The sequence below is a fragment of the Paenibacillus sp. 1-8 genome (genome assembly GCF_056316205.1).
Window position 1 is genome coordinate 2,276,618 of record NZ_CM149995.1, and the last position, 11,989, is coordinate 2,288,606.

Consider the following 11,989-nt stretch of genomic DNA (forward strand, 5'->3'; position numbering starts at 1 on the left):
GATTGACGTAAGTGAGCGCAGGTGTTAAATTAGTCACATCTTAAAACCGATTAAACTTATATGAATTATTAATTGCTTAATGTGGCAGTTACCATGTATGTTGCAAACTGCTGATATACAAAGAGACGAGGGGGATTCATATGAAAAAGTGGTTTGCAATGTTGTCTGTTATGGCGATTATTCTGGTGCTGGCAGGCTGCGGTTCCTCTGATAATGCGTCTAACGCGTCTGGAGCGTCCGCTTTAAACGGAGACGTGAAAAAAATTATTGTAGGTACAGGCACTCAATTTAAAAATGTATGCTTTATTGACGAAAATGGAAATTTAACAGGCTTTGACATTGAGCTGATTAAGGAGTTGGACAAGCGCCTGCCTCAATACGAATTTGAGTTCAAAACGATGGACTTCGGCAATCTGCTGTTGAGTCTGGATGCCGGTAAAATTGATCTGGTATTGCATCAAATGGAAAAAAACCCGGAGCGTGAAGCGAAGTATCTGTTCAACAAAAATCCGTACAGCATTTTCCTGAACAGAGTCGCTGTAGCGAAGGATAACAATACCATTCACTCGATTGATGATCTGAAAGGCAAAAAGATACTCACCAGCCCGACGAGTAATGCGGCATATGTGTTGAAGGAATACAACAAAACACACGGGGATGCCCTGAACATTGTCTATACAAGCGGTGCAGCCAATGATACAGTGCAACAAATTACGAGCGGCCGTATAGATGCTACCATTACGACAGACTTTGCGAACCGCTTTAACACCGATGAAAAAGGAGAAGTAGCTCTGAAAACAGTCGGTGATCCTTTGACTCAATCGGATGTATTGTATGTACTGAACAAAAATGAGCAAGGATTGGCGGATGATCTGGACAAAGCCATTCAGGAAGTAAAGGACGACGGTACACTGTCGAAGCTGAGCATCAAATGGCTCGGAGAAGACTTTACCAAGTCCCTGGATGACGTGAAAAAAGAAGGCACAACCAGCAAGAAATAGCGATAAGCTTGAATATTTCAGCGGTCAGGGTACCCCGTGTATTCTGACCGCTGATGTATAGGAAAGGAGGCAGGCATATGAGCAGAGAGTTTAATATCGATTATGTTTTTAGCTTTATTCCGAAAATGCTGTCTTATTTACACATCACATTGTTTATTGTGGCAAGCTCGCTTTTGTTAGGGTTAATCATCGGCCTGTTGCTTGCGCTGCCTCGTATGTATAATATTCCTTTTCTCAAACGTGTCTCTCAGGTGTATGTTTCATTTTTTCGTGGAACGCCTATTCTGATCCAGCTCTTTCTGGTGTATTACGGCCTGCCCGAGCTGCTGAAGCTGGTAGATATCAATTCCTCCAGATGGGATGTGTTGTGGTTTGCCATAGCGACCTATGCACTAAACAGCGGGGCCTTTATTTCCGAGATTATCCGATCGGGAGTAGAGGCGGTAGATCGGGGACAAATCGAGGCAGCACAGTCGGTCGGCATGTCAGGCTATCAGACTTTTACACGTATCATATTGCCGCAAGCGCTGGCAGTTGTGGTTCCGGTATTCTCCAATCTGGTGATCGGCAATCTGAAGGATACTTCGCTGGCGTTTACCATCGGAGCTATGGAGATGACGGGGAAATCGCAGACACTGGGAGCGGCTACGCAGCATTTTGTTGAAACCTATATCGCGTTGTCTCTTATTTATCTGGTCGTCAGTCTGATTTTGCAAAAGCTGTTCAAGGTACTGGAAAATACGCTTCTCAAGCATGAGCATCGGGACACAGTCCAAAGCGAGCCCAAGAAACGAAAAAGTTTTGTGGTGCGTTATCTGAACCCCCGTTTGAGTAAAGGAGGCAAGAGCATATGAGTCTGGATTTTGGATTTATATATACGGCCTTTCTGGGATTGTTCTCGGCGTTGCCCAACACTTTAATCATTACGGTGGTTTCCGTACTGGTGGGACTGGTCATCGGCATTATAACGGCTCTGGCCCGAATTTATAAGGTGCCTGTGTTGTCCCAGATTTCCCATGGCTATGTCACCTTTATCCGTGGAACGCCGATGCTGATGCATTTGCTGCTTATTTATTTCAGCTTACCTTTGTTCATTGATGCGGGAGCCAAGCATTTTGGCTGGTCGTTTCACTCTAAAGATGTTCCCTATATGGTATTTGCACTCATTTCGTTCTCGATTACAAGTGGCGCGTATATGTCCGAGGTGGTCCGTTCCGGGATTCAATCGGTGAACCGGGGGCAAATCGAGGCGGCTTATGCGGTTGGCATGACGACGTGGCAAGTGTTGAGACGTATCGTGTTTCCGCAGGCGTTCGTGGTCAGTCTGCCGAACCTGACGAATTCCGTTATTGGAATGTTGCATGGCTCTACCTTGGCCTTTACGGTTTCGGTCACTGAAATCCAGGCTCAGGCTGAAATTTTAGCATCTACAAACTGGAAGTACCTGGAGGTTTATATCGCGGCAGCACTGATTTTCTGGGGTTTGACGGCGCTGATTGAACGAATTTCCGGCTTGGTGGAGAAAAAAATCAATGTGTTTAATGGGGGGAGAGCATCATGATCCGTCTGCAAAATATCACGAAATCGTTCGGCAAGCATGAGGTGCTCAAAGGCATTGATTTGACCGTGAATAAGGGAGAGGTTGTCGTCATTCTCGGACCGAGCGGCTCGGGTAAAACAACGTTGCTGCGCTGCATCAATTATCTGGAAAAGCCGAATGACGGGGAGGTCAGCATTGGTGATTTTACAGTAAACTGCAAGCGACCTGCGAAGAAGGATGTTTTGGCTCTGCGCCAAAAAACGGCTATGGTCTTCCAGCAATACAATCTGTTCAAGCATAAAACGGCGCTGGAAAACGTGATGGAAGGGCTTGTCGTCGTCCGTAAGGTGAAGCATGAGGAAGCGAAGAAGATCAGTATTGAAGTGCTCGAAAAGGTTGGATTGGGCGAAAAGCTGGACCATTATCCGAGTCAGCTATCCGGTGGACAGCAGCAGCGTGTCGGCATTGCGCGCGCTTTGGCGCTGAACCCGGAAGTGATTTTGTTCGATGAGCCGACATCCGCGCTAGACCCTGAGCTGGTAGGTGAAGTGCTGTCGGTTATTCGCAAGATTGCGAAGGAAGGTATTACGATGATTGTCGTCACGCATGAGATGGGCTTTGCACGGGATGTCTCCAACCACGTGGTATTTATGGATGGCGGCCACATTATCGAAGAAGGCAGCCCGGACGACATTTTCAATCATCCCAAAGAGGAACGCACGAAGCAATTCCTGAAACGGATTACACCGGAATATAACTATTCAATTTAGACGGGAGAGGGAGACATGAGTATTAAAATCGGAGTATTGGATCAAAGCCCTATACACGAGGGGGAAACGGCAGCGCAGGCTCTGCGTAACACGATTAAGCTAGCACAGCGTGTAGAGGAATTGGGATTTACGCGCTTCTGGGTATCAGAGCATCACGATTCTGAGCAGGTTGCGGGCTCTTCGCCAGAGGTACTCATTTCCCATTTGCTGGCACGCACTGAGCGTATTAAAGTCGGTTCTGGTGGAGTGATGCTTCAGCATTACAGCCCTTATAAAGTAGCTGAAAACTTTAATGTGCTGTCCTCTCTTGCACCGGGTCGCGTAGATTTGGGAATCGGACGCGCGCCGGGCGGGTTGCCGAAATCCACACAGGCGTTACAACGAAACGTTCATGATGCGCCTTCTCTCGAAGAAAAAATTGATGAAGTAAGTCGCTATATTCATAATATTCCGTCTGAAGAAGGACCGTTAGCCGGGTTACAGGCGAATCCGATTCCAGAAACACCAGCGGATATTTACGTTTTGGGTACAAGTACAGACAGTGCTGGAATTGCTGCGCGTTTGGGGTTGCCCTATGTTTTCTCGCAATTTATCAATAGTAATGAGCAGGTTGCATTGGATTCATTCCGTACGTATCGGGAGTCTTTCGATTATAGTCATGGACGTGAGCCGAAGGCTCTTTTTGCGCTTGCGGTCATCGTAGCGGATACTTCCGAGGAAGCTGCGGAGTTGGCAGGTGAGCACAAGCTGTACAAAATTCATCTGGCCAGCGGCAAAACGGCTACGGTGGGCACGCTGGGAAGTGCAGAGGAGTTCGGTAAGCAATCGGGTGAAGAATATACGATTGAAGTTACACAAGCGCAAATTAACAAGGGAAATAAAGAGGAAATCTATGCTACTTTGACGGAAATTCAAGCTAAATATCAGGCTGATGAGCTGATTGTAACGACAGGAATACGGGATATCGGAAAGCGCGTCCGCTCATTTGAGCTGTTGCATGAAGCTTTTGCTGGTCTGCCTGTACAGTCCTAGGTGTTGTTGGCTTGAGAAAGTTGTAACCATTTTGGATTTATACGAAGGAGGAATAGGGATGAGTGGATCAACCGGGACGAAGGAGCAGGTTTTGGAGCAGAAGTTGGTAGACATTCGTCGCCATCTTCACCAGAATCCCGAGCTGTCTAACGAGGAGGTTGAAACTACCGCCTATATCCGTCGTCTGCTGGAAGAACAGAACATAACCATTCTGGATGTGCCGTTGCGCACCGGACTGGTGGCGGAAATCGGCGGGCAGCAGGAGGGGCCGATTGTGGCGCTTCGCGCGGACATTGATGCGTTGCCGATTCAGGAGGAGACGGGCTTGCCCTATGCTTCACTGCATCCGGGCAAGATGCATGCCTGTGGGCATGATTTTCATACGGCATCCCTCTTCGGAGCTGCCGTATTGTTAAAAGAGCGGGAGCAGGAGCTGAAAGGCACGGTTCGCCTTGTGTTTCAGCCAGCGGAGGAAAAGGCGAAGGGCGCAGCCCAAGTGCTGGACAGCGGTGTGCTGGCAGATGTGCAGGCTATATTCGGCCTGCATAACAAGCCGGACCTGCCTGTAGGCACGGTCGGCATTAAGGAAGGCCCGCTGATGGCGGCGGCAGACGGCTTTTACATCGAGGTAGAGGGTCTGAGCACGCATGCGGCGGTGCCGCAAGCAGGGATTGACCCCATCGTCGTGTCGTCGCACATCATCACGGCGCTGCAATCCATCGTGAGCCGGAGCGTCAACCCGCTGGACAGCGCGGTGATTAGCGTGACGAAGCTGCACAGCGGCAACGCCTGGAACATCATTCCAGACCGTGCCCATCTGGACGGCACGATCCGGACGTTCGATGAGAACGTGCGCGCACAGGTGGCTGAACGCTTCGAGCAGGTCGTAAAAGGTGTTGCCGATGCTTTCGGCACAAAAGCGAACATCCACTGGATCGAGGGCCCGCCCCCCGTGCTGAATGACGGCAAGCTGACCGTCCTCGCGGAGCAAGCGGCCCAAGCGGCTGGTCTGGAGGTCGTTCGTCCCGTGCCTTCCTCGGCGAGCGAGGATTTTGGGCTTTACCAGAAGAGCATCCCCGGTGTGTTCGTCTTTGTCGGCACTTCGGGGAGTCAGGAATGGCATCATCCAGCCTTCGATCTGGACGAACGCGCGTTGCCGGGAACCGCGAAGCTGCTGGCTTCACTGGCAGAATCGGTATTGGTATAAATAGAGTAAGGCAGGACGTGAGTCTACTCTTTCAATTCTAGGCCCCTTCTTGTATAGAGAAGGGGTTTCTGATTTGTTAAAAGATCAAAAGAATAACCTTTTTCTAAAGTATAAAGGAAAATATTGACATTGTTGTATCCTAATGATAATATAAAATTGTATTTTTTTTCAAATCAAAAGAAAGGAGGGAGATAAGAGATTTCGATTGCCATTTTATGAAGTCAACAATCAAATACAAAGGTATGGTGGTTACATACATGTTGAAGAGAAAAGGAATGATGATGGCTTCTTTTTCGGTAGTGATTGCTAGTTCATTACTGATGGGAAACGCTGCGACGATGTCCGCAGCATCTTTAGGGAATGGAAATGCTGTGGTTGCGGCAAAGGGTGATTCAACGCTCGCTGATATGCCAGCTTATCTCAAATCATCGGTGGAGTGGGTTTGGAAGAATAGAATGCTGACCGAAGGCTCGACTAACCGTAAAAATTTGATTTTTGATCAGATTTTTGCGGGAAAAGGAACTCTAAATTATGTAGTACGTTGGCAATCTTCTAAGCCAGTTACGCTTCAACAGCGTCAAGATATTGCTAAAATGCTAGGTCGTCAGATGAACTATTGGACGGAGCATCTCCGGGGATATGATGGATGGCCCTATAAGAATATTAAAGTGAAAGTAGTAGGCTGGGCTGTTGCCGATCCTTCACTGCTGCTGGACAAGCAGCCTGACGAGGTTGTTTATACGAATACGATTGAAGATGCACTAGCTTCCGAACAACCGGAAATTCCTGCTGCACTTCCTGTTGCGCCTAATGAAATATCCAGATTTGAGCATTTTTCGGACCCCAACTATTCGTATCCGGGTGGATTGGATAAACGCTTTGATATGTATCTTTGGGCTACAGAAAATTTCGGTGGGGGAGCCGGCGGCGACTGGGGACAGCGTATGAGTGATGAATATGTTCTGAGCACGGTGAACGCTGATGAGATTTTGATTACCGAACACGAGATTGGGCATGGCTTTGGATTAAACGATTTCTATGAAGAACATGAGCGTCCACCGGGTGGCTTCCCAACGAACACCATTATGTGGGCCGGGAATTCCGATCATATCACCGACTGGGATGTTTGGATGCTGCGTTATACCTGGAGTCAAATCAAAAAGGATACGGCTCGTTTCCCAACCACGACTAAAGATGATGATGGTCCAATCGAAACAGATCCGAATGAAATCGTGAACATAGCGCCTGCGGCAATGGCTAGCAGCTCTTATACTTCATCTTGGGAAAATGTAAGCGCGCTAAAGGATGGCTTTGAGCCTACTAATTCCAACGATAGAAGTCATGCCGTATACGGCAACTGGCCTGAGACGGGAACGCAATGGGTTCAATACGATTTTGATCAAGAACATACGGTATCCCAAGCCGATGTCTATTGGTTTAAGGATGGCGCTGGCATAGATGTGCCTAAGTCTTACAAGATTAGTATTGGAATGGTCAAGGCTGGTCTAATGTCAAGCAAGCCAATGGTTTTGGGACTGCGGCAGATCAGTATAATGCGACCACTTTTGCTCCTGTAAAAACAACGAAATTAAGAATTGAAATGGTATCCAATGGTTCCGCATCTACCGGAATCCTGGAGTGGAAAGTTGCGGCTAAGCAATAAGTCATTCTAAAGGCTGTCTCTTGCGATATTGCAGGAGACAGCCTTTTCTAATTCATAGCTGGAACAACTGGAGTCTGATCATATCAGGCTTTTTTTGCATCTTGATATGTCGCTTGTTTCGTTCATATTTGTATGCAAGGATCACAGGGAATGAACGGATGTACAATTATTTGCCACAAGGCATAAAAGAAGACGGATTTGTCATCCGGGACGATATGGAGAAGCTTCGCAGTCTTACTTTACGGCTGCTATCCGGTTGTGTAGCACAACGGAATGGTAGATCGCATAACCAATGGCTTCCAGCTTGAGCCTTCCCATGGACTGTCGCGGGTACTGTTGGTATCGCGATATCATTTTCAGCCGCTTAATATCATTTACCGTTTTGGATCGCTCCTGCTGTGTCATTATTCGCGGGCCTCCTCGTAAAATTTTCATCATCATATTTTATCTGACTTTCAATATTTGATAAACTTGAGAAATGAAAATGGAGGCTGATGAAAATGAATATTGCTGAGTTCCAAGAATGGGTAAAAGATTACTATGAAAGCAGGGGCTGGTCAGAGTTAGATATTTTTATTCGTATCGGCTTTTTAGCAGAAGAAACGGGCGAGGTGGCACGAGCGATAAGAGCTTTGGAAATCGGTAGAGATAGACCTGACGAATCAAAGGGCTCATTTGAGGAAAACAAACAGGAGCTTATTGAAGAATTAGGAGATGTATTAGGTAACCTAATTGTAATAGCCAATAAATATGATATTCCTTTAGAAGAAGTATTTCACTCCCATAAAAAGAAACTATCAGAACGTTATTCTAAAATTTAATTTCATTCATTTACGAAAGAGCAATGATAACATGATGATACCTCAATAGCGGCGGCAGTCTGAAACTTTTATGTTCAAATTTCAGACTAATGCTGTTTTTTTTCATTCGGTTAGTTAAATCCATGATGTTCATAGGACATCAAATGGGGTTGACAACCCACCCGAAACAGCGTTATATTAAATGATAATAATAACGATTACTATTTAAATGAAAATCATGTCCATTTCCATGTTCGTCCATCCAGTGGCAGGGGTGGAGAGCCTTCATGATTGGCATATATCACAAGGAGGAGCTTTGCGTGGCTAAGAAGTCGAAAGTAGTAAAAGAGAAGAAACGTCAGGAAGTTGTAACTAAATATGCAGACCTGAGACGTGAACTGAAAGCAAAAGGGGACTACGAAGCATTACAGAAGCTTCCACGTGATTCTTCCCCGACTCGTCTGAAAAGCCGTTGCGAGCTCACAGGCAGACCGAGAGGTTACCTGCGCAAATTCAAGCTGTCCCGTATCGCGTTCCGCGAACTGGCTCATAAAGGCCAAATTCCAGGCGTTACGAAAGCCAGTTGGTAATAAGTTGTCCTAACCACTTACAGAATCCGATTCCGCTAGCGGAGGCTCACATACTCAATGTATTACAGAGGATCAGACTTGGAATGCTTCGCGTCATGGGATGACGTGGAGCATTCTTTTTTTATAGCATTTATATTGCTGTTTGTATTGATTCTCCCCGGATGGTTAGGTAAAATGTGGACGGGTTAAAAATAATACATAACAAAAGATTACATAATGTGGCGATATCAGATTATGTATACCTCAGGAGGAAAGCTACAGGATGGTTGAGCAGCAGAAAAAGGATTCATTTTGGAGTCTGGTGAAAAAGGGGAACAAATCCTCAGGCTCGGCGGCGCTGGGTAATACCGGTATTGCGCTAATTAAGGGGATTGCTTTTGCCCTGACAGGCAGTGGTTCCATGTTTGCCACGATGATGCATTCGATTGCAGATGCGGTGAACCAGGTGTTTGTGTTCGCGGGCAGCGTGCTGGCAGAGAAAAAGCCGACAAAGCGCTTTCCTACCGGTTTTGGACGGGTAATTAACCTGTTTTGTATGGTCGCTGTTATTGTTGTAACGATCATGGCCTATGAAACCGCGTTGGAAGGCATCCATTTGTTGCAGCATCCGGCTGAATCCACGCATGGATTTTGGATTAATGTGGTGGTCTTGATCTTGTCTCTGGTGGTTGACGGTTTTGTATGGAGCAAAGCGATGAAGGAAGTGCTGCATGAATCCAGAGTTGAGGCGAAAGGGTTCGGCATTTTCACCTCTGCGTTTCGCAATGTGGGACGTGCTGCACCGCCAACTCGTCTGGTATTTTATGAGGATCTGGTAGCAACAACGGGGGGTGTGCTTGCCCTGCTGGCTGTTGTGGTCACATCGCTGACAGATTTTAAACTGCTTGACGGAATATCGAGTATTCTCATCGGCTGTCTTATGGTAGGCGTTGCGTTTCGGGTCGGCTACGACAATATGGTGGGCTTGATTGGGGTATCTGCTCCCCCTGATATCGAAGAACACGTGGCCTCCATTATTCTTGCAGATACGCATGTGACGGATATTTACCAAATGCGTATTTTGCAGGAGGGACGCTATTATCACGTAGAAGGGCTGATCGAGCTTACACCGGGAATGACGCTGGCAGATGCGGACGATATCAAATTCAGAGTCGAGGATGCTTTGTTACGTGATCCTAATATCTCAGACGCCGCGCTTGGTATTCTGGAGGATGACGGGATTAAAAACTGGAAATCGGAAAAGCCAAAGGTCTAGAAACGATAAATCCAGGCCAATCTGGACTCAGTCTAGCAAAAGAGTAGAACAAGAACTTCCATGACCACAGCAACGTGGCGTGGAGGTTCTTTTGTGTTTTGCGTTATTGTTTTTCTACCTCTTTGAATTTAGGGTGATTGTTAGATACAATGAAAGCGTTAACAAAAAAGAAGCCGAAATGAATGTGTCTCATGGGGAGGAAATGCAATTGAGTCTTCTGAAGGAGGCTTGGCCTGCTTCGCAGCTCGTCACGGTGCTGACTGGCGGCGTGCAGGATGCAGCAAGGCGACGGTTAAGGCGTGAGTGGACAAAAAGGCTGCGGGCGACTGTCTCTGAGCCGATATATACCGGGCTTTGGAAGGATATTGAGCGTGTCTGTGAGAATAACCGGCAAACATCATGGCCGATGCTTCCGTTGACTCTGTTCAGGCAATTTGCGAATACAGGGGAGCGCAAGCCGTATGAGGATGTGTACTTTGAACGGCGTGGACGACTGGTTGCCCTCGTGCTGGCAGCCGTTGCCGAGCCAGAGCCTTGGCGGATCAAAGAGGTGGAACGCGGTCTGCTGGACATCTGTGGGGAGTATACATGGGCACTTCCTGCACATGTCAGGGAAGAGGATACGGTCACGCCGCCTTGGCAGCAGGTGGATTTATTCGCTTCCGAAACCGCGCAAACGCTGGCTGAAATCATACTGTTGCTCGGTGAGCAACTGGATAGCCATGTGGTCGCTCAGGTGCGCGGTGAGGTAGAACGGCGTGTTGTAGAGCCTGTATTTTGGGAGCCGCGTCATTTTCAATGGGAAACAGCGGATCACAACTGGGCGGCTGTATGCGCTTCCGGCTGTGGAATCTCCGTGTTGCTGCTATCAGAAGATGACCCGCGCCAAGCTGCGGCTATTGAGAAAATGCTAGGTACGCTGGATTGCTTTCTTGCAGGGTACAAGGAGGACGGCGGCTGTCCCGAGGGTGTCGGCTACTGGGTGTACGGCTTCGGCTATTTTATCTATTTTGCCGATATGCTGGGTGAGCTTACCGAAGGTGCTGTGGATATCCTTAGCTCGCAAAAGATTAGGCAAATAGCGGCCTTTGCGGAGCGGGTTCATCTATCGGACGGCGTTTTCGCCAATTATTCGGACAGCAGCGAAGCCGAACGTCTTCCTTCCGGACTCATCTCTCGTGTGAATGCTTTGCAGGGACGACCGTCCACACTGCCTTTCCGCGTACCGGGTCTGCTGGAGGACCCTTGCCGTCGTTGGGCGCATGTATTACGCAATCTGGTATGGACGAATCCTTTGGCCTTTGGGAACAGTGAGGCTGTAGTCGATTATTTGCCACAGCTTGGGTGGTTGATGTGCCGCAGTCACTGCCACAGCATATCTGGAACCCCGACAATTGAACAGGGCACGAAATTTGCCTTTTCAGCAAAGGGTGGACATAACGATGAACCGCACAATCATAATGATCTGGGACATTTTATCCTTCATGGCGGCGGCGAAAATCTGCTGTGTGATCTGGGAGCCGGCTTATATACGAAAGCCTATTTTTCACCGGGACGAGAGTCGATCATCAACATTTCCTCCGGTGGTCATTCTGTGCCTGTCATTAACGGGGCCATGCAGCAATCAGGTGCGGGGGCACAGGCGATTGTGCTGGATATTGCCTTGGAAGAGCAAGGGGCGGCACTGGCGGGGGCGAGGCTGAAGCTGGATTTGACATCTGCGTATCCCGTAGAAGAATTGGCGCTGTTTACCCGCTCGTTTGTCTGGAATGTATTGGAGGGAAACGAGGGGGCGAGGCTTACCGTCACAGATCATTTTGAGTTTGTAGCGTCTTCGGACGGGAGCATACAGCCGTGGGATGTGCAAGAGAACTTGATCAGCCGTATTCAGCCTTACACGGGTACGGGCTTCGTGGAATGGAAGGGAGCGAATACATTGGTCAGGCTGGATTATGATGCCAGGTTGCTGCGTCTGGAGGTAGAGGCTGTGCAGCATATGGATCATGACGGGGTACCGTTTATGTTTTATAAAACATCGTTAAGCCTGGTCCCGGATCGCTGTGACGGCACTGCGAGCGTGGAATGCGAGCTGTTTTTTACCATAAACCAATCTTCATTTTGAAGGGGAGGC

At 48.0% G+C, this 11,989-nt stretch carries 10 protein-coding genes and 2 pseudogenes; all 12 read left to right on the forward strand.

What is annotated here, in order from left to right:
- Nucleotides 1-140 precede the first annotated feature (140 nt).
- Nucleotides 141-1,001: a transporter substrate-binding domain-containing protein gene (locus AC0WRU_RS10670; RefSeq protein ID WP_476128249.1), complete on the forward strand. Its 861-nt coding sequence runs from the start codon at nucleotides 141-143 to the stop codon at nucleotides 999-1,001.
- A gap of 77 nt (nucleotides 1,002-1,078) precedes the next feature.
- Nucleotides 1,079-1,855, forward strand: coding sequence for an amino acid ABC transporter permease (locus AC0WRU_RS10675; RefSeq protein ID WP_476128251.1), 777 nt, complete (start codon nucleotides 1,079-1,081; stop codon nucleotides 1,853-1,855).
- Nucleotides 1,852-2,562 carry an amino acid ABC transporter permease gene (locus AC0WRU_RS10680; protein WP_476128252.1) on the forward strand — a complete coding sequence of 237 codons (711 nt, stop codon included), beginning with the start codon at nucleotides 1,852-1,854 and terminating at the stop codon, nucleotides 2,560-2,562. Before AC0WRU_RS10675 ends, AC0WRU_RS10680 begins: the two co-directional genes overlap by 4 nt.
- Nucleotides 2,559-3,311 carry an amino acid ABC transporter ATP-binding protein gene (locus AC0WRU_RS10685; RefSeq protein ID WP_134909884.1) on the forward strand — a complete coding sequence of 251 codons (753 nt, stop codon included), beginning with the start codon at nucleotides 2,559-2,561 and terminating at the stop codon, nucleotides 3,309-3,311. The genes AC0WRU_RS10680 and AC0WRU_RS10685 overlap by 4 nt, the downstream gene beginning before the upstream one ends.
- A gap of 15 nt (nucleotides 3,312-3,326) precedes the next feature.
- A complete protein-coding gene (locus tag AC0WRU_RS10690; RefSeq protein WP_476128253.1) occupies nucleotides 3,327-4,343 on the forward strand; it encodes an LLM class flavin-dependent oxidoreductase in 1,017 nt (338 codons plus the stop codon).
- Nucleotides 4,344-4,401: 58 nt separating this feature from the next.
- Complete coding sequence (locus AC0WRU_RS10695) at nucleotides 4,402-5,550, forward strand: amidohydrolase (RefSeq protein ID WP_476128616.1); 1,149 nt, start codon at nucleotides 4,402-4,404, stop codon at nucleotides 5,548-5,550.
- 257 nt (nucleotides 5,551-5,807) lie between these two features.
- Nucleotides 5,808-7,213, forward strand: a pseudogene (locus AC0WRU_RS10700) (discoidin domain-containing protein).
- A 276-nt stretch (nucleotides 7,214-7,489) separates the two neighbouring features.
- Nucleotides 7,490-7,624, forward strand: a pseudogene (locus AC0WRU_RS10705) (ArsR family transcriptional regulator); the annotation flags it as partial.
- Between the two features lie 89 nt (nucleotides 7,625-7,713).
- Nucleotides 7,714-8,034, forward strand: coding sequence for a MazG nucleotide pyrophosphohydrolase domain-containing protein (locus AC0WRU_RS10710; protein WP_025685550.1), 321 nt, complete (start codon nucleotides 7,714-7,716; stop codon nucleotides 8,032-8,034).
- A 299-nt stretch (nucleotides 8,035-8,333) separates the two neighbouring features.
- Nucleotides 8,334-8,603 carry a 30S ribosomal protein S14 gene (gene rpsN / locus AC0WRU_RS10715; protein ID WP_025685549.1) on the forward strand — a complete coding sequence of 90 codons (270 nt, stop codon included), beginning with the start codon at nucleotides 8,334-8,336 and terminating at the stop codon, nucleotides 8,601-8,603.
- Between the two features lie 262 nt (nucleotides 8,604-8,865).
- Nucleotides 8,866-9,858, forward strand: a complete 993-nt coding sequence (locus AC0WRU_RS10720; RefSeq protein WP_476128254.1) for a cation diffusion facilitator family transporter — start codon at nucleotides 8,866-8,868, stop codon at nucleotides 9,856-9,858.
- A gap of 208 nt (nucleotides 9,859-10,066) precedes the next feature.
- Nucleotides 10,067-11,980 (forward strand): hypothetical protein, encoded by a 1,914-nt coding sequence (locus AC0WRU_RS10725; RefSeq protein WP_476128255.1) that lies wholly within the window; start codon nucleotides 10,067-10,069, stop codon nucleotides 11,978-11,980.
- Nucleotides 11,981-11,989 lie beyond the last annotated feature (9 nt).